This is a genomic window from Bradyrhizobium canariense (assembly GCF_018130465.1).
GTDB lineage: Bacteria > Pseudomonadota > Alphaproteobacteria > Rhizobiales > Xanthobacteraceae > Bradyrhizobium > Bradyrhizobium canariense_C.
The window spans coordinates 147,139-172,551 of record NZ_JAFCKJ010000006.1; the positions used below are offsets into that span (position 1 = coordinate 147,139).

General features: G+C 63.1%; 27 protein-coding genes. 14 read left to right on the plus strand and 13 right to left on the minus strand.

Going from position 1 to position 25,413, the window contains the following annotated elements; translation table 11 throughout:
* Positions 1–58: 58 nt before the first annotated feature.
* Together JQ591_RS18145 and JQ591_RS18150 are read left to right on the plus strand one after the other, a co-directional pair.
* Positions 59–613 (plus strand): MarR family winged helix-turn-helix transcriptional regulator, encoded by a 555-nt coding sequence (locus JQ591_RS18145; RefSeq protein WP_249137196.1) that lies wholly within the window; start codon positions 59–61, stop codon positions 611–613.
* A gap of 183 nt (positions 614–796) precedes the next feature.
* Positions 797–1,252, plus strand: a complete 456-nt coding sequence (locus tag JQ591_RS18150) for a hypothetical protein (RefSeq protein ID WP_211397565.1) — start codon at positions 797–799, stop codon at positions 1,250–1,252.
* Positions 1,253–1,310: 58 nt separating this feature from the next.
* Here the strand turns inward: JQ591_RS18150 and JQ591_RS18155 are convergent, their stop codons facing one another.
* From JQ591_RS18155 to JQ591_RS18170, 4 genes are all read right to left on the minus strand, one after another.
* Positions 1,311–1,739, minus strand: a complete 429-nt coding sequence (locus JQ591_RS18155; RefSeq protein ID WP_211397381.1) for a hypothetical protein — start codon at positions 1,737–1,739, stop codon at positions 1,311–1,313.
* A 17-nt stretch (positions 1,740–1,756) separates the two neighbouring features.
* Positions 1,757–2,110 (minus strand): hypothetical protein, encoded by a 354-nt coding sequence (locus JQ591_RS18160; protein ID WP_211397382.1) that lies wholly within the window; start codon positions 2,108–2,110, stop codon positions 1,757–1,759.
* Positions 2,111–2,167: 57 nt separating this feature from the next.
* Positions 2,168–2,668: a hypothetical protein gene (locus JQ591_RS18165; protein WP_211397383.1), complete on the minus strand. Its 501-nt coding sequence runs from the start codon at positions 2,666–2,668 to the stop codon at positions 2,168–2,170.
* A gap of 186 nt (positions 2,669–2,854) precedes the next feature.
* Positions 2,855–3,466, minus strand: coding sequence for a TetR/AcrR family transcriptional regulator (locus JQ591_RS18170; protein WP_211397384.1), 612 nt, complete (start codon positions 3,464–3,466; stop codon positions 2,855–2,857).
* A 129-nt stretch (positions 3,467–3,595) separates the two neighbouring features.
* On the opposite strand from JQ591_RS18170, the gene JQ591_RS18175 reads away from it, so the two are divergent.
* The 4 genes from JQ591_RS18175 (at position 3,596) to JQ591_RS18190 (ending at position 10,625) form a co-directional block, all read left to right on the plus strand.
* Complete coding sequence (locus JQ591_RS18175) at positions 3,596–4,828, plus strand: cytochrome P450 (RefSeq protein WP_211397385.1); 1,233 nt, start codon at positions 3,596–3,598, stop codon at positions 4,826–4,828.
* Positions 4,829–5,121: 293 nt separating this feature from the next.
* On the plus strand, positions 5,122–8,760 hold the full coding sequence (locus JQ591_RS18180; RefSeq protein ID WP_211397386.1) for an AsmA family protein: 3,639 nt from the start codon (positions 5,122–5,124) through the stop codon (positions 8,758–8,760).
* Between the two features lie 426 nt (positions 8,761–9,186).
* Positions 9,187–10,305 carry a DUF2336 domain-containing protein gene (locus tag JQ591_RS18185; protein WP_211397387.1) on the plus strand — a complete coding sequence of 373 codons (1,119 nt, stop codon included), beginning with the start codon at positions 9,187–9,189 and terminating at the stop codon, positions 10,303–10,305.
* 59 nt (positions 10,306–10,364) lie between these two features.
* Positions 10,365–10,625, plus strand: a complete 261-nt coding sequence (locus JQ591_RS18190; RefSeq protein ID WP_211397388.1) for a hypothetical protein — start codon at positions 10,365–10,367, stop codon at positions 10,623–10,625.
* A 158-nt stretch (positions 10,626–10,783) separates the two neighbouring features.
* Here the strand turns inward: JQ591_RS18190 and JQ591_RS18195 are convergent, their stop codons facing one another.
* Both JQ591_RS18195 and JQ591_RS18200 read right to left on the minus strand, forming a co-directional pair.
* The gene (locus JQ591_RS18195; RefSeq protein WP_211397389.1) at positions 10,784–12,244 is read right to left on the minus strand and encodes a type II and III secretion system protein family protein; all 1,461 of its coding nucleotides are present in this window, start codon (positions 12,242–12,244) and stop codon (positions 10,784–10,786) included.
* 248 nt (positions 12,245–12,492) lie between these two features.
* A complete protein-coding gene (locus JQ591_RS18200) occupies positions 12,493–12,948 on the minus strand; it encodes a GNAT family N-acetyltransferase (protein WP_349630387.1) in 456 nt (151 codons plus the stop codon).
* Positions 12,949–13,141: 193 nt separating this feature from the next.
* Here JQ591_RS18200 and JQ591_RS18205 point away from each other — a divergent pair, with 193 nt between their 5' ends.
* Positions 13,142–13,627 (plus strand): YkgB family protein, encoded by a 486-nt coding sequence (locus tag JQ591_RS18205; protein WP_211397390.1) that lies wholly within the window; start codon positions 13,142–13,144, stop codon positions 13,625–13,627.
* A 15-nt stretch (positions 13,628–13,642) separates the two neighbouring features.
* Here the strand turns inward: JQ591_RS18205 and JQ591_RS18210 are convergent, their stop codons facing one another.
* Complete coding sequence (locus JQ591_RS18210; protein WP_211397391.1) at positions 13,643–14,140, minus strand: GNAT family N-acetyltransferase; 498 nt, start codon at positions 14,138–14,140, stop codon at positions 13,643–13,645.
* A gap of 163 nt (positions 14,141–14,303) precedes the next feature.
* Between JQ591_RS18210 and soxC the strand changes: the two genes are divergently transcribed.
* The 4 genes from soxC to JQ591_RS18230 are packed head-to-tail and all read left to right on the plus strand — an operon-like array spanning position 14,304 to position 16,990.
* Positions 14,304–15,575, plus strand: coding sequence for a sulfite dehydrogenase (gene soxC, locus JQ591_RS18215; RefSeq protein WP_211397392.1), 1,272 nt, complete (start codon positions 14,304–14,306; stop codon positions 15,573–15,575).
* Positions 15,562–16,110, plus strand: a complete 549-nt coding sequence (locus JQ591_RS18220) for a c-type cytochrome (RefSeq protein WP_211397393.1) — start codon at positions 15,562–15,564, stop codon at positions 16,108–16,110. The genes soxC and JQ591_RS18220 overlap by 14 nt, the downstream gene beginning before the upstream one ends.
* Before the next feature lie 10 nt (positions 16,111–16,120).
* On the plus strand, positions 16,121–16,591 hold the full coding sequence (locus JQ591_RS18225) for a DUF302 domain-containing protein (protein WP_211397394.1): 471 nt from the start codon (positions 16,121–16,123) through the stop codon (positions 16,589–16,591).
* 45 nt (positions 16,592–16,636) lie between these two features.
* Positions 16,637–16,990 (plus strand): hypothetical protein, encoded by a 354-nt coding sequence (locus JQ591_RS18230; RefSeq protein ID WP_211397395.1) that lies wholly within the window; start codon positions 16,637–16,639, stop codon positions 16,988–16,990.
* 119 nt (positions 16,991–17,109) lie between these two features.
* On the opposite strand, the gene JQ591_RS18235 is transcribed toward JQ591_RS18230, so the two are convergent.
* Entirely contained in the window at positions 17,110–18,099 is a 990-nt protein-coding gene (locus tag JQ591_RS18235) for an alpha/beta fold hydrolase (protein ID WP_211397396.1), read from the minus strand.
* Between the two features lie 260 nt (positions 18,100–18,359).
* On the opposite strand from JQ591_RS18235, the gene JQ591_RS18240 reads away from it, so the two are divergent.
* Both JQ591_RS18240 and JQ591_RS18245 read left to right on the plus strand, forming a co-directional pair.
* Positions 18,360–18,974, plus strand: coding sequence for a TetR/AcrR family transcriptional regulator (locus JQ591_RS18240; RefSeq protein ID WP_211397397.1), 615 nt, complete (start codon positions 18,360–18,362; stop codon positions 18,972–18,974).
* 180 nt (positions 18,975–19,154) lie between these two features.
* A complete protein-coding gene (locus JQ591_RS18245) occupies positions 19,155–20,330 on the plus strand; it encodes a GAF domain-containing sensor histidine kinase (RefSeq protein ID WP_211397398.1) in 1,176 nt (391 codons plus the stop codon).
* Positions 20,331–20,485: 155 nt separating this feature from the next.
* On the opposite strand, the gene JQ591_RS18250 is transcribed toward JQ591_RS18245, so the two are convergent.
* Positions 20,486–20,641, minus strand: coding sequence for a hypothetical protein (locus JQ591_RS18250; RefSeq protein ID WP_211397399.1), 156 nt, complete (start codon positions 20,639–20,641; stop codon positions 20,486–20,488).
* 146 nt (positions 20,642–20,787) lie between these two features.
* Between JQ591_RS18250 and JQ591_RS18255 the strand changes: the two genes are divergently transcribed.
* A complete protein-coding gene (locus JQ591_RS18255; protein ID WP_211397400.1) occupies positions 20,788–22,449 on the plus strand; it encodes a hypothetical protein in 1,662 nt (553 codons plus the stop codon).
* Between the two features lie 172 nt (positions 22,450–22,621).
* On the opposite strand, the gene feoB is transcribed toward JQ591_RS18255, so the two are convergent.
* From feoB to JQ591_RS18275, 4 genes are all read right to left on the minus strand, one after another.
* Complete coding sequence (feoB, locus tag JQ591_RS18260; protein WP_211397401.1) at positions 22,622–24,493, minus strand: ferrous iron transporter B; 1,872 nt, start codon at positions 24,491–24,493, stop codon at positions 22,622–22,624.
* 34 nt (positions 24,494–24,527) lie between these two features.
* Positions 24,528–24,803, minus strand: a complete 276-nt coding sequence (locus JQ591_RS18265) for a FeoA family protein (protein ID WP_007600961.1) — start codon at positions 24,801–24,803, stop codon at positions 24,528–24,530.
* A gap of 127 nt (positions 24,804–24,930) precedes the next feature.
* The gene (locus JQ591_RS18270) at positions 24,931–25,185 is read right to left on the minus strand and encodes a ribbon-helix-helix domain-containing protein (RefSeq protein ID WP_211397402.1); all 255 of its coding nucleotides are present in this window, start codon (positions 25,183–25,185) and stop codon (positions 24,931–24,933) included.
* The gene (locus tag JQ591_RS18275) at positions 25,182–25,370 is read right to left on the minus strand and encodes a DUF4169 family protein (RefSeq protein WP_211397403.1); all 189 of its coding nucleotides are present in this window, start codon (positions 25,368–25,370) and stop codon (positions 25,182–25,184) included. The genes JQ591_RS18270 and JQ591_RS18275 overlap by 4 nt, the downstream gene beginning before the upstream one ends.
* Positions 25,371–25,413: the final 43 nt, after the last annotated feature.

The following is a 25,413-nucleotide window of genomic DNA, read 5'->3' on the forward strand; positions in this document are numbered from 1 at the left end:
GCCATGCTCCATCTCGTCGTCGCGTTTCCTTGACCAAATATGTGCGTAGCGCACATATTTGGTCAAGTTGTTTTTTGTGCGCTCCGCACATATTGTTCCGCGCATGGAAACCGGAATCGCGAATTTGCTGGGGGCGCTATCGCTCGCCGTCATGGATCGGATCGAGCAGGGCGCGCGCGAGGTCATCGGCCGCGGCGGTGAGACGCCTGCGGCACTCGTTGTCATCGGCTATGGCCAGGGCATGACCAACGACAAGCTCCGGCGGATCCTGGGGCTGTCGCATTCAGGAACTGTCCGGTTGGTGGACCGTCTGGTGTCGGACCGGCTTGTCGAGCGCAGGCCGGGAAAGGACGGCCGGGAGATCGCCTTGTACCTGACGGCGACCGGCGCCGCCGCCCGGAACGATCTGATGGCGTCCCGGCTTTCCGCCGTTGCGTCACTTCTGGATGTGCTGTCGCCGGCCGAAACAAAGCGACTTGGAACGCTGCTACACGAGTTGTTGGCGAGGCAGGACACCTCCGAGTTGGATCGCTTCACGATCTGCCGCAGGTGCGACGACAGGGTGTGCACCAATTGCCCGTTGCCAACAAACAAAGGCAAGCGCGATCGCTAACGGGCGCGCTCGCGCTTGAACGCGTCGACGAAACGTTGGTGGCTTGACAAGCGACCGACGCTGTCATCCGGCTCGCAACGTCTGGCGAGGCGACGCAGGCGCGCAACGCGCGCACACTTCGCGGATCGGAACCTCCGGCTTTTCCCCACGTTGTCGGCCGACCAGCTCAAACCCGGCCATACGATGAAGAACATCGCCGCCATCCTTGTCATGCTCTGTGCCTTGCCGGCTGCTGCCGGTGCGGAGGACTGGAGTGGCTATCGCATTCCCGAAACCGGGACCAGCCTCGACATTCCCTCGTCCATCTTCACTGAGCAAGCCGGCCGGCCCGACGGCTATGGCGTGCAGTACCGGACCAGCGACGGCCGTGCGGACCTGACGGTGCAAGCCGTTCCGAACGACGGCAGCTCACCGGCCGCTTTCCTGGCGCGGAAGAATCCGCCGTCCGGCATCACTTACAAGCGCATCACGCCGCGCTTCTTCGTGGTCTCCAGCACGCGGCGCGGCAAGATCTGGTATGACCGCTGCAACTTTGGCCGCCGCTACGTGCATTGTGTGCTGATCAACTACCCGGCGGCCGAGAAGCGGCAGTGGGATGCAGTCGTGACCCGTGTCAGCCGCACGCTGAGCGGCGGTTGATCCGTTCAAAAAGAAAAAACTGCCCGCAGGTTGCGGGCAGCAGTCTCGTGAGGATGGTTCAGCGCACGTTGGTCGACGTCGTCGACATGGTCGGCTTGGAGCCTGGCACGTGCGACATGGTCTTGGTGGTCGATCCGACCTCCTCGCCCGCCTTCACTTTCGTGCGGGTGTGGGAGCGGCTGAACGTGCCACCCTCATGCGCCTGCGCGCGCGCATTGGAATTGAGTACCGGACCGTTGCCCTTGTTCATGCTGGTGCCGGACTGCGCCTTGCCGTTGGCGGACGCGGCGCTGCCGCCGGCGGCGATCGACGAGCCGGTTTGTCCGGAGGTCGACGTCGACGTGCCGCCGGTGCCGAGCGTGCTGGCCGAGGTGCCGCCGGCGGCGGCCGAGCCGCCGGTGCCGCCGGTCATGCTGGTTTGTGCCAACAACGGAGAGGCGGCGGCGAGCAGGAGTGCGACCGCCGAGGTCGCGATCAATGTTCTCATCTGTCAAAATCCTTTTTCTATGGTGACGATGTCGAGATGGTGCAGCCGTTGACCGTGACGGTGCTCGCGCTGGTCGAGCCGGGGCCGCCGGCCGTCGAGGACGAACTCGACACGTTGCCGCCACCGGCCTGAACGTGCACCGATGATCCGCCGGCCGAGCTCGAACTCGAGAGCGAGCCGCTCGATGCGGTCGAGCCGGTTGTGCCCGAACCCGATGAGCCCAGTGCGGTGATGCTGCCGTCGGGATGTTTTTCGACCGTAACCCGGCAAGTCTCGCCTGATGCGGTCCTGCCGGTTTTCTGCATGGTTTCCGCCGCAGCGGCGCTGCTAATCAAAGTCAACGCTGCGATCGCAACGATTGATTTGTTCATGCCAGTCCTCCTCCAGAAGAGAAAGGGAGCGGCGCATCGGCCGCTCCCTGGGTCGGACTAATTCTTGTCCTTCTTCAAATCGTCCTTGTTGTGGCCTTTGCCCTTATCGAGGCCCATGTCGCTTGCATGCGAACCGGACTTGCCATCGCCCATGCCAGGCGATTTGGACGAGCCGGACTGGCCAACGGTCGAACCGCTTCCTGCCGCAGAGCCGCCCGTGCCGACGCTGGACGAACTCTTGCCGCCGCCGGCCGATGAACCGCCGGTGCCGAGCGTCGAGGCCGTGCCGCTGCCGGAGCCCGCGGCAGAGCCGCCAGTTCCCACGGACGAACTGCTGGTGCCACCGCCTGCCGACGAGCCGCCGGTGCCAAGCGTCGATGCCGAGCCTGACCCGCTGCCCGAACCTGCCGATGAACCGCCCGTGCCGACGGTCGAGTTGCTGGTGCCACCGCCGGCTGACGAGCCGCCAGTGCCGACCGTCGAGCTCGACTGCGCCATCGCGAGCGCCGTACCGGCCAGCAGCGCAGCTGCGGCCGCAGACAATTTCAGAATCCTCATCGCTGTCTCCTCCAATTATCAAACTGCCAAAACAGGCTCGGGATAAAGTGGCAGGCTGCCGAAACGTTCCTCCGGCGGGTACGAGGAAAATGCGCGCGTATGATTGCGGCCAGGTTCCAGTGGCGAGGTGCGGCAAGCCAATGTCGAGCAGGAACAGCAAGCTCGACGATCTGAAGAAAACAAAGGCTAGGTCGACGACAATCCCGTCCGCCGCCGCAAATCCGTGATCGCGCGCAAGAAGCTGTCGGCCGGTGTCGTCTCCGGATCGATCAGGCGATGCAGGCGAAAGCCGTCTTCCAGAGCCAGCACGACGGAGGCCATCCACGGCGGGTTCAGTGCGTCGTTGCGGCCGTTGCTCTTCAACGTCGCCTCGACGATGTCGGCGACTAGCTTGCGCCGCGCGCGCAGGCGCTTTGCAAGTTCAGGCCGGCGCTTCTCGGCGCGCGCGACGAAGAGGATCATTTCCATGTGCAGCAGCGGCGAACGGCCGAGCGGATCCTGCCGTGTGCGATCCATCGCCTTCAGCGCTGCGATGAAATCGTCGAGATTGTCGTGCTGCGCGAGGATGTCCATGTTGCGCCGGATCGACTGCGCGACATGGTCCTCGAGCATGGCGATGATCAGCTCGTCCTTGCTCTTGAAGTTGGAATAGAACGCGCCGCGGGTGAAGCCGGCCGCCGCCGCGATCGCCTCGATGCTGGCGCCGCCGATGCCGTCTTCCTCGAACATTCGGGCGGCCGCCTCGAACAGCCTGTCGCGCGTGTCGTCCCTGGTCGGCCTGGTTCTCACCCTTGACATCGAAGCAGTTTAGGGCAGAATGCAACTCGATACAACAATGTATCGAGTTGATAATTCGGGGATGGTTACGCTGCGCAAGAGGGGCTGCCCGGCGTATTCGATTCATGCGGCAACCGATTTGAGGTCACCATGAACGAGCACGCGCAAGACGCCGGGGGCGGACCGTTGTTCAACCCGCTGTCGCCGGACTTCATCCGCGATCCCTATCCGCATTATGACCGGCTGCGCACGATCGATCCGATCCACGTGACGCCGTTCGGTCAGTTCGTCGCCAGCCGCCATGCCGAGGTCAGCCTCGTGATGCGCGACAAGCGTTTCGGCAAGGATTTCGTCCAGCGTTCCAAGCGCCGCTATAGCGAGAAGATCATGGAGGAGCCGGTCTTCCGCAGCATGAGCCACTGGATGCTGCAGGCCGATCCGCCCGACCACACCCGCCTGCGCGGCCTCGTCGTGAAGGCCTTCACCGCCCGCCGCGTCGAGGACATGCGGCCGCGCATCCAGGAGATCGTCGACCAGACCATCGACGCCGTGATCGACCGCGGCCACATGGACCTGATCGAGGATTTCGCCTTCCGCCTGCCTGTGACCATCATCTGCGACATGCTCGGCATCCCCGAGGACCATCGCGAAACCTTCTATAACAGCTCGCGCGACGGCGGACGGCTGCTCGACCCCGTGCCGCTCTCGCCGGAGGAGATCGCCAAGGGCAACGCTGGCAACATGATGGCGCAGATGTATTTCCAGCAGCTGTTCGAGCTGCGCCGCCGCAACCCCGGCGACGATCTCATCACCCAGCTGGTGCAGGCCGAGGAAGACGGCAACAAGCTCACCAACGAGGAACTGACCGCCAACATCATCCTGTTGTTCGGCGCCGGCCACGAGACCACGGTCAATCTGATCGGCAACAGCCTGCTTGCGCTGCATCGCAATCCGGACCAGCTCGCGCTTTTGAAGGCGCGGCCGGAGCTGATGGTGGGCGCGATCGAGGAATTCCTGCGCTACGATTCCTCGGTGCAGATGACCGGGCGCGTGACGCTGGAGGAGATCGACGATCTCGCCGGCGCGAAGATCCCGAAGGGCGAGACCGTGCTCTGCCTCCTGGGCTCGGCCAACCGCGACCCGGCGGTCTATCCCGACCGCCCCGACCGGCTCGACGTCACCCGCCAGAATGTGAGGCCGCTGTCGTTCGGCGGCGGCATCCATTTCTGCCTGGGGGCCCAATTGGCGCGCATCGAGGCCGAGATCGCCATCGCCACGCTGCTGCGTCGGCTGCCGGATATGCGCATCGACGACGTCGAAAACCCGGAATGGCGGCCGACCTTCGTGCTGCGCGGCCTGAAGCGGCTGCCTGCGAGCTGGTGAAGGCTGCCGGCACTGGTCCTGCGAGCACTCGCCCTGCGAGCACTGGCCCTCATCCTGAGGAGCCCGCAAAGCGGGCGTCTCGAAGGATGGCCGCGGGCGAGAGCAGGGCCTCTATGGTTCGAGACGGCGCTTCGCGCCTCCTCACCATGAGGGTCCCACACCGGCGTTAACCTCCGCGCGCAACAGTCGCTGTGACTTCGCCACACTTCCCTCTATATAAGGGGCTGTTCCGGTACGTCTGAGGCCCTGCGGCTCAGGCAAGGCCCATATCCGGTTTGGCCGAGGGGAGACCCGTGCAGACGACGCTGCTCGGATTGGCGATTGCCTTTATCTTAGCGCTGCTGGCCGCGCTGATCGGACCTTATTTCGTCGACTGGAACCAGTTCAGGCCCCAGTTCGAAGCGGAGGCCGGCAGGATCATCGGCGTGCCGGTGCGGGTGGCGGGCGAGCTCGACGCGCGGCTGTTGCCGGCGCCGACGCTGCGGCTGCGTGCGGTCACCTTCGGCGGCAACAACGATCTCGGCCGCCTGCGGGCCGACAAGCTCGACGTCGAGTTCAGCCTGAGCTCCCTGATGCGCGGCGAATGGCGCGCCACCGAGCTTTCGGTCAATGGCATGGCGGTCGATCTCGGTCTCGACGCGCGCGGGCGGGTCGATTTGCCGTCCACCGCGAGCGGCAGCTTCAATCTGGCTTCGCTGGCGATCGAGCGGCTGAACCTCACCGGCCGCATCGCCCTGCATGATGCCGCCAGCCGTTCGACGCAGGAGCTCAACGACATCACCTTCTCCGGCGACGTGCGCTCGCTGGCCGGCTCGGTCCGGGGCGACGGCAGTTTCACCGCCACCGGGGTGCGCTACCCGTTCCGCGTCTCCTCCGGCCCGAGCGCCGACGGCAACGCCACCCGCCTTCACCTCAACATCGATCCCGGCGAGCGCGCTATCCTGGCCGATCTCGAAGGCGTGCTTGCCTTCGACAACCGCCTGCCGAAATTCGACGGTGCGCTGACGCTCGCCGTGCCGGCGCCGAAGAAGCCGGGCGATGCGGGGCCGATGCCCTGGAAGCTCACCACCAAACTCAAGGCCGATCCGGCCGGCGCCAAGTTCGAGCAGGTCGATGCCAGCTTCGGTTCTGAAGACACCGCGCTGAAGCTCGGCGGCGTCGGCGATATCAGGTTCGGCGCTTCGCCGCTGCTGCGCGCGGTGCTGTCGGCGCGCCAGGTCGATGCCGACAAGCTGACCGGCAAGGACGAGCCGCAGCGTATCCTTCCGGCGCTCCGCGCGGGGCTCGCCGCAATCCCCCAGGCCCCGATCCCGGCGCAAATCGAGTTCAACTCCGACCAGATCATGCTCGGGGCACGGCCGCTCCAGAACATCACGGCCGAGCTTGCGACCGACGGAAGGTCCTGGACCTTCCAGCGGCTCGAGCTGCGCGCGCCAGGCCAGACGCAGCTCTCGCTCAACGGCGCGACGCCCGGCGCCGACAGCTTCAGCGGCCGTCTCAGCGTCGATTCCTCCGATCCCGATACGCTGGTGGCCTGGCTCCAGGGCCGCAGCGAGGTCAACCGCCGCAGCACGCGGCCGCTGCGCCTTGCCGGCGACGTGACCATCGCTGCGAACCATTTCGCCATCGACAGGCTGAAGGCCGAGATCGAGGGCGGCGCGGTCGAAGGCCGCATCGCCTTCGTCCAGACCGGCGCGAGCAAGGGCTCGCGGATCGACGCGGAGCTCAAGGCCGACCGCCTCGACCTCGATGCCGCCGCAAGTTTTGTGCGCGCGCTTTCGGGGCCGCAGGGAGAATGGCCGGAGGAAGCGAAGCTTTCGCTCGATATCGGCCGCGCGATCTCGGCCGGGCAGGAGCTGCGGCCGTTCACCGCAAAACTCGGCTACGGCCCGGCATCGCTGTCGCTGGAACAGTTGCGGTTCGGCCAGGCCAGTGGCGTGACCACGGAAGCGAGCGGCAGCTTCGACCGCGCCAAGGCCACGGGCAGGCTCGCGCTGAAGTCCTCCGCCAATTCGCTGCGCGAGCTCACGGCGCTGCTCGAGCCGATTGCGCCTTCGGTGCGCGCGCGCTTCGACGCCATCCCGTCGTTATCAGGTGCGACCCGCCTGAAGCTCGACCTCAGCCTCGACAAGAACGCCGAGCACGCCGATCGCAACGACGCGCGCGCCGTGCTCGACCTCGACGCGCCGCAGCTCAAGGCCACCGCGACGCTGGCCGCGCAGATGCCGGTGGCCGCCGTCAACGGCATCGACATCGACCGCTTGCGCAACAGCGACTTCACGCTGGACTCGAAAGTCTCGACACCGCAAGCCGCGGCGCTGCTGGCGTTGCTCGGGCTCGATCGCGTGGTGGCCGCAGGCGAGGGCGCTTCGCAGTTCGAAGGCAAGCTGAGCGGCGCGTGGCGCCGGCCGTTGCAATTGAACGCGAAGCTCAGCGGCGGCGGGCTCGATGCCGATGTGCAAGGCAGCGTGGAATTGTCGGAGCCGAAAGCCAGCGTGAACCTGCGCGTGCGCAATGCCAATCTGGCGCCGCTGTTCGGGACCAGCCCGGCCGACAAATCGGTGCAGTCCGTCAATCTGTCCTCGCGCGTCGGCCTCTCCGGCAACCGCCTGACCTTCGACGATCTCGACAGCACCGTGTCCGGCTCGCATCTGCGCGGTCATCTGGCGGTGACGCTCGATCAGGAGAAGAGTGTCGACGGCGAAGTCGGCCTCGATACGCTCGACCTCGTGCCGGCACTCGCGATGGCCATCGGCGCGGCCGGACACGACGCCGGCGAGCCGTTGAGTACGGGCCTTCTCGGTGGCTGGCGCGGCCGCATCGCCTTCCAGGCGTTGCACGGCACGTTGCCCGGCGGCATCGAGCTGCGCCCCTTCGGCGGTACGATCCGGAGCGACGGTCAGTCGCTCGCGCTCGACGCGCTGAAGGGCGGCGTCGGCGGCGGCGAGATGTCGGCGAGCTTTGATGCGCGCAATGGCGCCAATGGTCTGGCGTTGAACGCGCGTATCGAATTCGGCAATGTCGATGCGGCGGCACTGCGCTATCGCGACCTTGCGCTGCCGAAGGGACGGGCCTCGGCGCAGATGGCGCTGACCAGCCAGGGCCGCAGCGTCTCGGCCTTGACCGGGGCGCTCGCCGGCAATGGTACGTTGACGTTGGACGCCGCAGAAATCTCCGGCCTCAATCCACGTGCTTTCGAGATCGCCATCCGCGCCAGCGACGGTGGCCAGGTTGCCGACGACAACCGGCTGCGGCAGCTGGTCGAGCCCGCGCTGTCGGCGGGCCCGATTGCAGTGGCCTCGGCGCAGATCCCGTTCACGATCCGCGACGGGCGCCTGCGCGTCGGCGCCACGTCGTTGGAGGCGAAGAACGCGCGCGCCATCGTCTCCGGCGGCTACGACATCCCCGCCGACCAGGCCGACATCCGCGCCAGCCTGACGCCGATCATGACCGGGCTCTCCGGCGCGCCGCCGGAGATCCAGCTGTTCGCGGCAGGTCCCCCCGACAGGCTCAACCGCACCGTCGATCTCGGGCCGCTGTCCTCGTGGCTCGCGGTGCGCATGATCGACCGCGAGACGCGCCGGCTGGACGCCATCGAGCGCGGCGAGCCGCCGCCGGCAACCGCCGCGCTGCCGACCCTGGTCTCGCCAGACCCGGTGCCGGAGCCGTCGCTGCTGGATGTGCCGATGCCCGGCCGCGATCCGCGCCGTGCGCCGCCGCCGAAGCCCAAGGTCGATATCAAGGTCGCGCCGACGCCGAAGGCGCCGCAAGCAGCTCCCGCCGCTCCGAGCCCTCCACTGGCAAGCCCGCCGCTTGCAAGCCATCAGATCGCACCGTTGCCCCCGCCGATCGACGTGAGGCCGGCCCCGGGCCCGCCGCCCGCAAAGCCCAGACCAAAGCCGCCGCTGGTCCTGACGCCGTCGAATCCGTGAGAGCGAGGTTGGTCCGGAGAGATCGAGCTGCGGGGTGCCCTTAACCTCTCCCGCTTGCGGGCAGGCTATTGCATATGACGTCTCGCCGGCGCCTGAACGAGCGCCTCGTCCTTCGAGACGACCGCTTCGCGGTCTCCTCAGGATGAGGCTCGGCTGCATCGGCCTCCGTTGAAATGCTGCCGCGTGCTCATCCCTCATCCTGAGGGACCGCCGTAGGCGGGTGTCTCGAAGGATGGCTGCAGTCGAGCTTCACCGGTAAACCTATTCCCTCGTTTTTTAACGAATTTTGCTCGGCAAAACTGATCTGCCGACTTTACCGGATTCTCGCGTTTGTTCCCTAGTCTCCGTTCCCAGAGGAATCCGGTGTCCCGCCACGAGCGGCAGGGCCGCTCGCCAAAGAAACTGCCAAGAACTGGGGTTATCGAGATGAACGGGGCGACAACACTTCTGCAGGATCTGGACGACGCGATCGCGCGCGGCACCGACGAAAGCCGGACGAAAGCGTTGTGGCATGCGACCGACATTCTGATCACCGGCCGCTACAGCGACGACGAGATCAGCACGTTCGGCGAGGTCATCGGCCGGCTCGCCGACGAGATCGAAGTCGCGGCGCGCGTGCAGCTCTCCGAGTTGATGTCGGCGTGCGATCATGCCCCGCTCAACGTCATCGAAAAGCTCGCCCTCGACGACGAGATCGAGGTCGCCGGTCCCGTGCTGCGCGACTCCAATCGTATCGACGAGAAGATGCTGGTCGAGAGCGCCATGACCAAAGGCCAGTCGCATCTGCTGGCGATCGCCCAGCGCAAGTCGATCGGCGAGGCCGTCACCGACGTGCTGGTCAAGCGCGGCGACCAGGAGGTCGTGACGTCGGTTGCCAGGAACGAGGGCGCGCGCTTCTCCGGTTCGGGTCTGCTCCACATGGTCCGCCGCGCCGAGGGCGACTCGATTCTTGCCGAGCAGCTTGGCCTGCGCAAGGACGTGCCGCGCCACATCTTCCAGCAGCTCATCTCGAAGGCGTCGGAAGACGTCCGCCGCCGGCTCGAGAGCGAGCGGCCGGAGATGATGGCGCAGATCCAGAGCTCGGTGACCGAGGTAACCGGCGACCTGCAGTCCAAGTTCGGCCCGTCCTCGCGCAGCTATTTCGTCGCCAAGCGCGTGGTGACGACGCAGTACCGGCAGGGCAACCTCAACCAGGACTCGATCTCGAACTATGCGCGCCAGCACCGCTTCGACGAGGTGCAGATCGGCCTGTCGCTGTTGTCGTCGCTGCCGGTCGACGTGATCGAGCGTGCGATGATGGACCGCAATCGCGAGATGATCCTGGTGCTGTGCAAGGCGCTCGACTTCTCCTGGGACACCACAATGTCGCTGCTGTTCCTCGGCGCCAAGGATCATCTGATCACGGCGCGCGAGCTCCACGACAACGAGCGTGATTTCGGCAAGCTCAAGATCGAGACCTCACGCAGCGTCTTGAAGTTCTACCAGTCGCGCAAGACCGGCACCGATCCCGTCACGGGTCGTCAGCCCGAGCTCCAGGTACACTGAGCGGTACACTGAACAGGTACACCGAGCATCATCCGGGAATTGGCAGGGGAGTATTTGCAATGTTGCCTCAATTCGGCACCGCCGTTCGCAAGAATCCGAACAAGAATCCGAAGAACCTCAACAAGGCCGCAGCCGGCGAGATCGGCGGCGGAGCATCGGACCAGGCCTCGGTCGACGCCGCCTGGCTCGTGCTGGAAGCCGCCAACGACCTCGGTGATCACGCCGCGATCGAAGCCTGCCGCCGCGTCATCGACGCCGAGCTGAACGGCACGGTTGCCGGCAGCGCGGATGTCGATCTCGTGCTGGGGTATTTCAGGTAAGGCGCAACAACATCCTGCACGAAGTCGGCGGCTCCGCAGTGCAGGTCCGCCTCGCCCGGCTCTCGGAAGGATATTGCGCCCGGGGCTGGCGGCTCCAGCATCGATTGAGTGCACAATCGTCGTGACGAGACCCAGCAGAGGTCTTTCACACCCAAGCCTCAATCGATAATGAATCCGACGCCGTCGGTCTGCCGATGCGGTTTCGGGCGGCTTGCGGTGGTGCCATAGAGACGATTGATGGTGCCCAGGAGATTGGCCTCCGGATCACCCACGGTGGCGAAACCGTCATCCGGCCTGGACAAGTCTTTCGGGCTTGTCGCGCGAACGATAAAGGGCGTCACAAGGACGACCAGCTCGCTCTGATTGTTCACGAAGTCCTGGCTCCGGAACAGTGCGCCGAGAACCGGCAGTTGCATCAGGCCGGGTAATCCGTTCACGGCTCGCTTGGTCTGGTCCTGGATGAGGCCCGCGATGACCATGGATCCTCCGGAGGGAATCTCGAGAGTACTTTCCGCCCGCCGCGTCTTGATGGACGGAACAGTCAACGAGTTTGTCGTCGTATCGCTCACTGCTTGAGACAAGGTAATCGAGTGTTCGTTGGACAGCTCCGAGACTTCGGTCATCAGATGCAGGCTGATGCGTCCTTCAGAGAGAACGACGGGGCTGAAATTGAGAGCCAGCCCGAATTTCTTGAAGCTGATCTGGGTCGTGCAGACATGCGTGGTTGGGTCGCAGGAATAGCCCGCCGGAACGGGAAACTCGCCGCCAGAGACAAAGGTGGCCGACTCTCCTGAAACCGATGTCAGCGTTGGTTCAGCCAGGGTGCGCATGACGCCGGCTGTTTCCATCGCCCGCAGCGTTGCCGTCGTTCCGCCGGCCGACAGCGTCACATTGTTTCCCGACACCAGGTTTTGGCCATAGGCGGTGAACGGATTCGAGTTGGTCAGGCTGACGGCAGTGGTACCGGAACTGAGGCTGGTGCTGAGATCGATACCGAGCTGCTTGACGATCGAGCGCGATACCTCCGCGACCGTCACCTTCAACATGACCTGGTCACGGGCCTGCACGACGAGTGAGTTGACGACCTTGTCGGCGGATCCCACGAGCCGAGCCGCCACGTCGTTGGCCTGTTGAGCTTCGATCGGGGTCGCGGCTGTACCCGAAAGCATCACGCCATCGCCGATGCCTTCGATCCGGATATTTGAACGCGGGAACATCTGCCGCAAAGTGGCACGTGCACCGTTGAGATCCCGTTTGACGGCGACGTCATAGGCAACGATTTGCTGGCCCGCGGAATCGAAGAAGACGATGCTGGTCTGACCGACGGCCGTGCCGATGATATAGGCCTGCTGCGCGGAGCGGACCACGGCGTTGGCGATCTTGGGATCGGCGACCAGGATATCCTTGGCATCCCGCGGCAGGTCGACCACGACCGATTTGCCAACGCCGAGTGAGAGGAATTGAACGTTCGACTGGGACGCTGCGGTTTCCGGTTGAAGACGGTGCCTGTCGCCGGCGAAAGCCACGGCTGGTCCCCAGCCCAGGAGGGCCGCGCACGCCAGGACACTTGAGCGCCACCGGCGCCGAGCTCGTGGCGATTGCCTTTCGATGCTGCTCACGCAAATTCGTTGATGCACTCTGACGGCTCCAGACTCGGGTTCGCTCCCCAGCGCCGCCTGCTTGAACGGTCAGGGGTGTGACGTCAGGCGCCCGCGGGAATGACGGAAACAAATCTGTGGCCGGCGATACGTTGGGAATGTCGGGAAACAGAACGCTGGGCGCCGTTACGTGCACGCCACGGTGCCGCCGCCCGCGATTGCGCGGGGAGACACCAGCATTTTGGCTGGCGTCATTGCCCTCGCGGCTATCACCGTCGGGCGCGGTAAATCACCACGTCTTCGCCGTGATGTGTCGTGCTCTTTTCTAGGACGTAGTTCGACTTCTCCAGCACCCGGCGGGACGCACCGTTCCCGACGAACGCCAGGCCGATGAGGGATGGCAACTCGAGTTGCGACAATCCGATGCTCGTCAACGCCGCCGCGGTCTCGCTCGCAAGCCCCTGGCCCCAGAGACTGCGCTTGAACGTGTAGGCAATCTCGATCTCGTCCGTGCCATCCACGAGGATGTGCCGGAATATCGCCACATGTACGTAGGGCGACGGGACTTCCCGAGCCGCGTTCTGCGTGACGAACGAGGTGGCCAGCAGAGCAAGGCCGACCATGGCCGGCAATGCGCCGCTGGGCTTGCGGATGGCGACATGCGCCAAGCCGGCCAGGAGCAGGTGATAGAAGATGCCGGCATAGGCGAGATCGCTGAGTGCCACGCTGAGGCGCAACAGGATTGCGGCCGGGCCCAATATTTCACGACAATCATGGCGCGGACACGCGTATCGCACGCATCCGTGATCTCCGGAACCTGCCGGCGCGGGTAACAGCCGGAAGCTGTCCTTCGTACAGCCATCAGCGAACGCATTTTTCGCAGAGCTGATGGATGTGCAACCGGGGAGAGATAGTCGGATGAAAGAGTTCAACGTCGCTGAGGTCGGGGGCGGTTCCTATCGTCCTCTCGCCATTCTCCGCTGGGTCATGGTGATCATATTCGTATCGTTTGGAATGCAGAAATTCACGCCGCAATCCGCGCAGGGCATCGCCCAGTTCATCAGCAACAGCCCGTTCATCTCCTGGCTGTCGGTGTTCGGCCTGAGGGGAGAGGCCTATGTCCTCGGTGTCGCTGAATTCGTGATTGCTGCGCTGCTCGCGGCAGGCAGCTTCAGCCCGGTCTCGTCCGCGCTCGGTTCGTTCATGGGCATGGTGACCTTTGCGATCACCTGGTCGTTCTTCTTCACGACGCCTGATGTCGTCAAATGGAGCCTTTCATCCGATCCGATGGCGTGGAATCTGACCGGCGAATTCCTGTTCAAGGACATCGTCCTGCTGTGCGTTTGCGCGGTGTTGTTTCTGGCCTCTCTGCCACGATCGGTTGTCCGGCTGCGCACCGAGTGATCGTCAGGCCGTCTCTCACCGCCGGATGCGGTAGAGAACGCCGTTCTCGCCGTGACGGAACGTGCTTCGCTCGAGGAGATAGTTGGACTTCTCCAGCACGCGACGCGATGCGCGATTGCCGACATAGACCAGGCCGATGAGGGACGGCAGCTCGTGGTGTAACAGACCGATATCCGTCAGCGCGGTCGCGGTCTCGCTTGCAAGGCCACGGCCCCAGAATTCGCGCTTGAACGCGTAGGCAATCTCGATCTCGTCGATCTCGTCCACCAGGATGTGCCGGATGCCCGCTCGCCCGGCGAATGCCCCGTCTTTCGTTCGCAGCACCCACAGTCCGAAGCCATGCTGGTCCCAATGCGCCAAATTGGCGTCGAGATAGGTCTTCGTCCTCTCCGCCGAACGGACGCCGCCGAGATAGCGCGAAACCTCCGCATCGAGATGCAACGCGACGAGGTCAGCGAGGTGATCTTCACGAAGCCTCTCGGCAGTCAGGTTCTCGGTGCTGAAATGATCCATGGACCCGGATAGCCGCTTTCGGAGTCGGTCAGGATGACGCGCCTTCGCCGCCCCTCATGAGTTCTAACACATCCTAACGAGCAATTTCGGCGGCATCCGGTCAATGTCCCGATCGAAAAGCAGCCGGCATTTCCAAATATGCACGATAGTCGACGGAGATCGCATGACGTCCAAAACGCAAGTCGAATCACCGCAACGGCCCGCGAGCGTCTCGCGCCGCGGTTTTGTGGGAGGCCTGTCTGCGGGCGTTCTGGGGGCGGTTGCGACCGAAGCGGCTGCCGCGCAAACGCTGGCCGAAATCCCTGATCGTGGGCCCGGCGCCGATCTCGGTGCGCACAGCGAACGATCGCGCTTCGTCAAGATCGATCGCATTCCCGAGGCAGCACCAGGCAAGCGCAACGTCGACCCCAGTGATGCCATCAACTCCAAGACGCCGCATCAGAAGCTGGTGGGCAACATCACGCCAACCGATCTGCATTACGAGCGCAGCCATTCCGGGGTGCCCGACATCGATCCCGCGCAGCACCGTCTGCTCATCCATGGCATGGTTCGGAAGCCGCTGGTGTTCAGCGTCGACGATCTCAAGCGGATGCCGTCGGTCACGCGTGTGGTCTTCATCGAATGCACTGGAAACGGATGGGAAAACTGGAAGAAGGCAGATCCTGATCTGACGGTGCAGAACACGCACGGCCTCGTCAGCACCAATGAGTGGACCGGCGTTCCGCTGAAGTTCCTCATTGGTCTCGCGAGCAAGGAGAAGAACTCGAACTGGATGCTCGCCGAGGGAGGCGACGGCGCGGGCGTCGACCGCAGCATTCCGCTGACCGACGAAATCGTGAACGAGGCCTTTGTCGCCTACGGTCAGAACGGCGAGCCACTGCGCCCCGCGCACGGCTTTCCAATGCGGCTGGTGATGCCGGGCTTCGAGGGCAACCTCAACATCAAATGGCTGCGCCGTCTCAAGTTCGGCACTGAGCCCTGGATGACCCGCTGGGAAACGGCGCGCTACACGCAGCTGCTCGCCAACGGCAAGGCCCGCCAGTTCCAGCTGAGGATGGAAACCAACTCCGTCATCACGCAGCCCTCGGGCACAATGCAGATCCAGCCCGGCTACAACCGTATCTCCGGTCTCGCCTGGAGCGGCCATGGCAAGATCGCCAAGGTCGAGATATCGACCGACGGCGCGAAAATCTGGAAACAGGCGGAGCTGAATCAGCCGGTGCTGTCCAAGGCACAGGTTCGATTCCAGATGGACTGGGTCTGGGACGGCAAGCCGACAAGGATCGTGAGCCGCTCGACCGACGAGCAAGGCAATGTTCAGCCGGACCGGCAGTCCTTCATCGCCGCGATGGGGAGCAATGCGCTGTTCCACTACAACGCCCAGCAGACCTGGAGCATCGACGAGGCCGGGAGGGTCCGCAATGTCCTCGCATGACAATCGGCTTGTCGCAGCGGTTCTCACGCTCGGCCTGCTCGCGGCGCCCGCATTTGCATTTGATTTCGGCCGTCCCGCGACTCCAGGGGAGATCAAGCTATGGGACATCGACGTCACACCCGATGGCAAGGGTCTGCCTGTCGGCGGCGGCACGGTTGCGCAGGGTAAGCAGGTCTTCGCCGACAATTGCGCGGCCTGTCATGGCGACAACGGCCAGGGCGGGATCAAGGATCGTCTGGCCGGCGGGCAGGGCACACTCGCCTCCAGCGCGCCGGTCAAGACCGTGGGCAGCTTCTGGCCCTATGCGACGACCTTGTACGACTACATTCACCGCGCGATGCCATATCCCACGCCGGGTTCGCTCAGTACCGACGACACCTATGCCGTCACCGCCTACATCCTGAGTCTGAACGGCATCGTTCCCCTCGACGGCAAGGTTGACCAGGACAGCTTGCCGAAGATCAAGATGCCCAACCGCGACGGCTTCGTTCCGGAGCCGGAATTCGATCCGGCAAAACTATTCCGCAAGAAATGAGCGTGTGATCATGAGGGTTTCGGCGCCGCTCAAGATCCTCGCCCTGGTTGCTGCGACATGTTTATGGGAGACCCAAGCCATGGCCGTCGACGGACTCATCACGATCAGGAGCAGTTTCGGGCCTGAAGAGACAATGAAGCTGCTGGAAGCGGAAGTGATGGCCAAGGGCCTCACAATATTCGCCCATGTCGATCATGCCGCGGGCGCCGCCGCTGCCGGTCTGCCGTTGCGCCCGACCAATCTCATCATCTTCGGGAACGCCAGGGGTGGCACGCCTTTGATGCAGCAGTCGCAGACCAGCGGCATCGATCTGCCGCTGAAGGCGCTGGTCTGGCAGGACGAGCAAGGGGCGACCTGGTTGTCCTACAACGATCCGGCGTATCTCGCCGGGCGTCACGGCGTCGGCGAGCCGGCCAAGGCCGCAATTGTCGCCATGACGGCGGCCCTGCACGCGATTGCGACCAAGGCCACCGCACCCTAGCGCAATGGGACGGCCGCGCGACGCGTGCGCCTCGAGGAGAGATCCATGAACAGCACAGACGGGCAACCGGAATCACCCGCTCCCGGAGACGGCAGGATCGCCAGATGGGTGGTCATAGCGGTGTTATGCGCCTTCCTCGTCGGTGCCGGCGCGCTCGGCTATCTCGGCTGGTTCAGCACGACGACGGAGGTGCCAGCATCGGGTTATGTCGCACTGGTGCTCGGTGTCGTGTTTTCGCTGGTCGTCGGCATCGGCTTGATGGCGCTGGTGTTCTACAGCAGCCGCAAGGGTTACGACGAACCGGCGGTGCTGATCCGGGAGCCGGAGAGTGATTCGGACCAAGAAGGCGTCAGCTCGGGCTCCAGTACCCGGAGCGAGCCCACCGAGCGAGTAGGCTGAGCCGGATGCTCGCATCGAGATGCAATGCGACGAGGTCGGCCAGATGATCTTCGCGAAGCCTCTCGGCGCTTAGCCTCGCAAGATCTCGCAAGACTGGGCTCAGCTTCCTGAATCTGGGCTCAGCTTCCTGAATGTTTCAACCAGGAGGCAATCGTCTGATTAAGGTAGTCCGGCACTTCATGCTGGATGAAGTGGCCAACGCCAGGCACGATCTTGACGGTGAGATTGCCGGGATTTTCAATCCACGACTTTTCGAGATCAATAGTGCTTAGCAAAGCGTGGCTCTCCTCGATTCCGTGCACATGCAAGACCGGGCATTTGATCACGGCACCGGTGAGCTTCTTCATGGTTGGATCGAAAAGATTGAGCGCAAGCTGAGAAAACGCATAGTTGGCTTTGTAGTAATTCATCATGGACGAGATGGAGGATTTCTCGAAAGCCTGGATGTATCGACTCTTGACCTGTGGATCGACAACCCAATATGCCAAATCCTGCGCAGTCAAATTGTCGCCTTTGCCTTGAGCGAAGAACCGTGTGGCGTAGGCGCTGGCCCTGGCCTGCGCGACAGGATGGTTCCAAGGGAGCAATTCCCTCGTGATGGCGCCAGGATGAGGAACGCTGAGGACGACAAGTCTTTCGATCAGATCCGGATTTTGCCCGGTGAATAGCCACGACAAAGCGGCGCCCCAGTCGTGCCCGATCAGGATGACCTTGCGACCGTTTCTCTCTGCATTGATCACGGCACGGATGTCGTCAAGGAGAACCGGAAACTTGTAGTTCTCGACACCTTCTGGCCGATCGCTCAAATCGTACCCGCGCAGATCGAGAGCGACCACCTGATAATTTGCTGAGAATGCCTGGATCTGATTTCGCCAGGAGTACCAAAAGTCGGGAAATCCGTGCACGAACACCATCAGCGGTTTTTGATTGGATCCCATGGTGACGTAGTGGATTTTCGTTCCCGCATTTTCCGCATGTTTGTGCAGAAGGTTCGGATCCTTATCGATATCAACGGTAGGCTCGCTCAAAGTGACAGGGATTTTATTGTGCCAGACGGCATCGCTTGAGGTCTCTCCGGAAACGACGCGAGTGGACATCGCAGTGAACATGGCAACTCCCAAAAGCATCATCGTGCAGGATCCAGAGGCCATCTCAGTGATCCCGTTCGCTAGAACGGTTGTCGAAATCGAAGGTGCTCGAGCTCATTTGAGTACGTCCTACGCAGCAATCTTTGAGAGCGTCATGCCACTTGCACAACTTATGGAGGCCGATTTGATAGCGGTGATAGGGCGGGCGCATTTACTATGGTGATCGCCATAGTATGGCGATCACCATAGCGGTGTCAAGCCAGGCGTGGTAGGCTGACGGGATGCCCCGTAAGACTGACGCCCGCGATCGCGCGATTGCCACTGCCGAGCGACTGTTTCGCATCCAAGGCTACACTGCGACGGGCTTGAGCCAGATCATCGCAGAAAGCGGCTCGCCCAAAGGGTCGTTCTATTTTCATTTTCCGCGCGGTAAGGCCCAGCTCGCAGAAGAAGCAATCGATCATTACGTTGCGAGCAGAATGGCTGTGTTGCGGGATATCTCGGCGAATACGACCGGTGATGCCCTGAGTTTCGTTCGCCAGATTTTCGGCGCGTTCGCGGCCGAAATGGTCGCCTCTGATTTCCAGTATGGATGTCTCATGCAAAATCTGGCGAATGAGCTTCCTGCACTCGACGCTGATCTGACCAAACAGGTCGCGCGCGGATTTGCCGATTCAACAGAGATCGTCGCGGAGCATTTCAGGGGGTGCGGTTTCACTTCCGCGCGCGCATCTTCGACCGCTTCCGCATTGGTAGCTGCCGTCGAAGGCGCACGTACGATCGCCCGTCTGGAACGCACAGCGGCTATATTCGGGGCGCTGGCGGATGTGAGTGTCCAGGGATGGGCGGCCCCCGAGGGGAGACCCGAGGTCAGCTCTCGGCGGCGCGGACGATAGCTGCAACGGCGGACTTGCCTGCCGCTGCAATTGGGATGAAACGATGTTCACCGCGTCGTTCCAGGCGAGCGGCATCGAATGACATTGACGCGGAATTACGGGCAGTGCTTCTTATCATTGCAAGGACGCGCTTTCGTGGGGGTGACGGTCGTCCAGCGAATGTTCCGACGCGGAGTGGCAATGGATTTCGAGCGCGACATAGCCAAGGTCAGCGGAATCGCTGCGGTCTCGACCATCCTCGACGTGGTCAGCCGGACCACCGGCATGGGGTTTACGGCCGTTGCCCGCGTCACCGAGGACAGGTGGATCACCTGTGCCTCGCGTGACGAACTTGCGTTCGGGCTGAAACCCGGTGACGAGCTCAAGGTCGAAACCACGATCTGCCATGAGATCCGTCAGAGCCGTGAGGCTGTCGTCATCGACAACGTCAGCGAAGATGCCGCGTACTGCAAGCATCATACGCCCGCGCAATATGGCTTCCAAAGCTACATCTCCGTGCCGATCATTCTTCCCGACGGTTCATTCTTCGGAACTCTTTGCGCCATCGATCCGAAGCCACGCAAGCTTCGGACCCCCGAGATCATCGGCATGTTCAAGCTTTTTGCGGAGCTGATCGCGTCTCACCTCGACGCGGCCGAGCGGGTCGAACTGATCGAGAACAGGCTCGCGCTGGAACAACGCAATGCCGAACTGCGTGAGCAGTTCATTGCCGTGCTCGGTCACGACCTCCGAAACCCTCTTGCCTCGATCCAGGGCGGCCTGCGGCTTCTGAACAAGAAGGTGGATGACGAGGGGAAGAACTGGATCAACCTCCTGCAGGGAAGCGTGGCCCGGATGGCGGGCCTGATCGACAATGTCATGGACTTCGCCCGCGCGCGGCTCGGCGCCGGGATGCAGCTCAAGTTGAAAGAACAGCCACTCGAGCCTGTCATCAGGCAAATTGTCGCGGAGTTCGAGAACGTGCATCCAGATCGCGTCATCGAAACTGTCGTCAACGTTCCGGGACCTGTGAGAATCGACGCCGACCGCATAGGTCAGATGCTGTCCAATCTTCTCGGCAACGCGATTTCCTATGGCGCCGCCGACAAGCCGATCAGGGTGCTGGCGCAGACGACCGGCGCTGGCTTTGATCTCAGCGTTGCCAACAAAGGCGCGCCAATTCCGGCTGATGCGATCCCGCGCCTGTTCACTGCGTTCGATCGCGGCGACGTTCTGCCGAACCAGAAAGGGCTTGGGCTCGGACTGTACATTGCCCAAGAGATCGCGCGCGCCCATGGCGGGTTGATCGTCGCGTCGTCGATGCGGGACGAGACGGTGTTCACCGCGTCGTTCCCGGCGAGACATGCCAGCGGCTGAGAAGGCGTGCCACGCTCCGGTATCTTGCCGTCACCGAGCGTCTCGCCAATTCTCGAACAATGCCATCATGCGCCTGTTTTGCCCGACGGCGCAACCGGCGTTGGGTCGGGCCAGCTACTGTGCATTGGGTTGCGTTTTTTTAGTTTCGAGAGAAGCTACCCCGCTCCGAACGCGGCCGCGACATTGTAGATCAGAAGGCTCGCGGCGTAGGCCAGCACCAGCATGTAGAAGAAGGTACGGCAATCCCGACCGCACCGGATTTCGTTTGCGGCTCGCCTTGTTGAGATGTCGGGGTCTTGCGGGCAAGGCATTGTGCCTCTTGCGAGAGAGCTGCACGAAAACTTCCAGAGGATGTGAATTGGTTCACACACACGCGGTCGCTCCGGATTTACGGTACGCCCTAATTCCGCGTAGAGCGGCCCGTTCGAACTATCTCGCTCAAGAGGGAGTTCAGGCTATGGCTAGCATCGTGTTGGGAATTGTCATTTCCATTTTGCTATCGACACAAGCCTCCGCAGATCAGGTCGGTGACGCCGCGTCCGACCTGGTTCCTTCGCTGGTGCGCTGGTCCATCACGTTGTTGGGCCTTGTCGTGGCAGGCCGGTTGGCCTGGCAGGCTTTTGGCCGCGCGGTCAACATTGCCGAAGTCCCGACTTTCCCGCGATACATGACGACCCGGCAGCAGTATCGATTGGGCGGGTTCATCTTTGTCGTGTTCTCATGCGGCTTCTTCCTTCTTCTCATCCATGAGAACCGCGACGTCATTGCCCTGGCGCCGCTGGTTCCTGCAATTCCGGAGACCGTCATAGAGGCTGCGAAAAGTCAGTCTGCTCCGTACCTGACCGTCGTCGCCGCAATGGGGGCCGTGTATCTGTTCCTCCTGACGAAGGAGGCTCAATGGAACGTCCTGCTGATGGTGCGCGATGTGATCCAGAGCTGGATCAGCGTGCCTCAACTCGCGAAGCAGATCATGGCGCAAATCCGCTTTTCGCTGCGTGTGCCGCAGGATGTGCTCTCGAAAGTCATCGCGAATTCTCCGGATGTCGTCGATCAAGATTTCCGCAAGGATCCGAACACCCCGGATCGCATGTGGGCGGAAATCTGTTACATGAAATGGTGGCTGGCGCAGGGACGCGACACCGGTGATGACGCCACCTTCTTCACCGAGGACAGCTTTGGTTTCGACAAGCTGATGGCGGACTTCCAGCAGGCGGCGCCGACGATGAGCCAGTGGAAGGCTGGGACGTTGACGGGCCTTGCTGCGCCCCAGGCCACGCAACTAATCAAGGACCTCTACAATCGATTTGCCCGACTTGTCGCGTGTTACCTGATCTATCGCAACGGCTCCCGCATCGACCTGCGCAATGAGGCCAGCAAATTCGGCATCGAAATCGATGCGCCCATTTACGACAATCCGCTACGGTACTGGATCGTCTATATCATTGCCTTGATCTGCTCCGTTTATCTGGGCGTGACCATTTCGGCCGTGATTTATGACGTGCTGCAAGGCAGAGGCATGGTCTGGGCGCAGGACCCCAATCGCTCGATTGCATGGGTCATGTATTCGCTTTGCAATTATGGATTGGCAATCGTCGTCGTTCTCTTGCTTCGATTTGCGATGTCGTCCCTGGGAAGCGATTCAGATCAGTCCCACCTCACCACTTATTGCTGGAGCTTCCTGGTCGCGCTCGCCGTAGGGCCCGCTGGCCTAACGGTGGCCGTGCATAACTTTGGCGAGGGCAACCTGCGGGAAATGTCTCTTGCCAGCCTTTACTTTGCGATGTTGCGGTGGGGCCTCGGGCCGGCGCTCGTGACAGTCTATATTTCGTACTATCTCGACAGGCAGAGCTGCTCCGATCTGCCAGACATCGACAATTCAGTGCGAACGGTCGCGTGGCGACTGTTCAATTGTTTCGGCTTTGCGGCAACCAACGTGTTCTTGCTTCTGCCCCAACTGCTGTCGCTGGTCGCACAGGAGGGGGCAATCTGGGAAACCAACAAGCTGCGCTTCATTGCGGCTGGGACGACGTTCTGTCTGGCATTCGGCCTCGCATTGGCCGCACAGTTCGCGCTCAAGAAGGAGCGGATGGGAACGGTGCTGGCGCATAAACCGGCTTGACGCCAGATATGGTCGGTCGTGGCGAGGATGGCATCATGCTCCTGTTTTGCCCGACGGAGCAACTGGCGCGGCCCTGCGGCCGGACGATTTTGCACAAGTGTAAGTCATTGATTTCACAACACCCGTCTACTGTGCATGGGGTTGTTTTCGCAGTTTTAGTTTCGAGAGGACGCTAGCCCGCCCCGAACGCGACCGCGACATTGTAGGTCAGAAGGCTCGCCGCATAGGCCAGCACCAGCATGTAGGTGAACGTCACCGCCATCCAGGTCCAGCTTCCGGTCTCGCGCCGGATCACGGCCAGCGTGGATGCGCATTGCGGGGCGAAGATGTACCAGGCCAGCATCGACAACGCGGTCGCGAGCGACCATTTCGTCGCCAGCACCTGGCCGATTTGCTCGGCCGCTTCCTTGCCGCCTTCGATCGCATAGACGGTGCCGAGTGCTGCGACCGCGACTTCGCGCGCCGCCATGCCCGGGATCAGCGCGACCGCGATCTGCCAGTTGAAGCCGACCGGAGCCAGCAGGGGTTCGAGCGCCTTGCCGATGATCGCGGCCAGGCTGAAGTCGATCGCCGGTTCGGTTGCGCCCGCGGGCGGCTGCGGGAACGAGGCCAGGAACCAGATCAGCACCATCATCGAGAAGATCGTGGTGCCGGCGCGGTGCAGGAACATCTTGGCTCGCGTATAGACGCCGATCGCGATCGATTTCAGCCGCGGCATCTTGTAGTCCGGCAGCTCCAGCATGAACGGCGCCGGCGCATAGTCGCGCAGCATGAAGAATTTTATCAGGAACGAGACCAGCAGCGCGCTGGTGATGCCGGCAGCGTAGAGGCCGAACATCACGAGGCCCTGGAGGTTGATGAAGCCCCAGACGTCCTTTGCCGGAATGAAGGCGGAGATGATCAGCGTGTAGACGGGAATGCGCGCCGAGCAGGTCATCAGGGGCGCGATCAGGATCGTGGTCAGCCGGTCGCGCTTGTTGTCGATCACGCGCGTCGCCATGATGCCGGGGATGGCGCAGGCAAAGCTCGACAGCAGTGGAATGAAGGCGCGGCCGTGCAGGCCGGCGCCGCCCATGATGCGGTCCATCAGGAACGCGGCGCGCGCCATGTAGCCGAAATCTTCCAGCAGCAGGATGAACAGGAAGATGATGATGATCTGCGGCAGGAACACGATCACGCTGCCGACGCCGGAGATCACGCCGTTCTGAAGGAAGCTCTGCAGCAGGCCGGCGGGCAGGGTAGCATGCACGAACTCGCCGAGCGAGTCGAAGCCCGAGTTGAGCAGCTCCATCAGCGGCTGCGCCCAGGCGAACACCGCCTGGAACATCACGAACAGGATCGCCGCGAGCACGATCAGCCCGCCGACGGGATGCAGCACGATCGCGTCGATCCGCGCGGTCCAGGTGTCGGGCCGGCTCGGGAGGCTGACGCAGTCTGCGATGATGCGGTCGGCTTCGCGCTGGGTGGCGCGCAAGTCGGCCACGCTGAGCGCCCGCCAATTGTTCTCCCCCGGTTCGGCGGCGAGCTTTGCCGAAATCTCGTCGGTCAGCGACAGCAGGTCGGCCGTGCCGCCCTTGCGCACTGCGATCGAGGTCACCACCGGCACGCCAAGCTCGCCGGCGAGACGCTCGACGTCGACAGTGATGCCGCGTCGGTTCGCGATGTCGAACATGTTGAGCACGAGGATCATCGGCCGGCCGGTGCGCTTGAGCTCGAGCAGCAGGCGGATGGTCAGTCGCAGATTGGTCGCATCGGCGACGCACAGCACGAGGTCGGGCACGGTCTCGCCGGTGGCCTTGCCGAGCACGAAGTCGCGGGTGATCTCCTCGTCCGGGCTGCGGCCGCGCAGCGAATAGGTGCCGGGCAGGTCGACCACGGAGACCTGGCGTCCCAACGGCGTGACGAAGAAGCCTTCCTTGCGCTCGACGGTGACGCCGGGATAGTTCGCGACCTTCTGCCGGCTGCCGGTCAGCGCATTGAACAGCGAGGTCTTGCCGCTGTTTGGCGTGCCCACCAGGGCGAGATGCAGCAGGGGTGCTTCCATGTGATTAAAGGCCTGGAATTGGGGTCCGGTCGCTTCAGGCGACGATAATGGCCATGGCTTCGCGCCGACGCACCGCGATGGTGATGCTGTCGACCCGCACGGCGATCGGGTCGCGCCCGACCAGCCCCTCGTGCAGGACCTCGACCCGGGCGCCTTCGACGAAGCCGAGCTCGATCAGCCGGCTCTCGAGCTCGATGTCCGAGAGCGCCGAGCCCGCGTCCTTGGGGGAAAGGTGCTGGATGACGCCGGTATAGCCGCGCTGGGCCAAGCCTAGCGGCATCTGCGGACGCGTATCATGGATGTCGGTCATGCCCTGTATTTTCAACGCAGGGCATCGAGGTCAAGCGCGCTCGGTCGTCGAAACTGCACCTTAGAGCGATTTTAAAGTACGAGCTTCGTGACGGAGGCGATTGGCGCCAGGATCAGTGTCAACTCGGCTACTGGGCCGGGACCTTTTCCGGCTGGATCGCGGCCATGGCGCGGCTCTTGAAGTAGTCGAGGACGAACAGGCGGATCGCCGAGGACAGATTGCCCTGCTGGCGGTTGCCGTCGATCTCGCCGACCAGCTCGGACAACGTCATGTTGCGCAGGCCCGAGATCTCCTTCATGCCTTTCCAGAACGCCTCTTCCAGGCTGACGCTGGTCTTGTGGCCGGCGACGACGATCGACCGTTTCACGACGGGCGACTTCATGGCTGCTCCTCGCGATCGATCTGGTGCTGGTCCAGGTGTGCCTTCGCCTGGTCCGCGCGCGTCTCCTCCGCCGACCGCTCCGCCTTCGTGCGGCCGAACTTCGTTCGGTTGGCGTCCGCCTGCTTCGCCGTGGCTTCCCGCTCGGCGCGCTTCCGGAAACGATTCAGGTTGATGACGTTCCCCATGCCGCGTCTCCATCATCCGATCCTCCGTGGGCAGGATGAAACA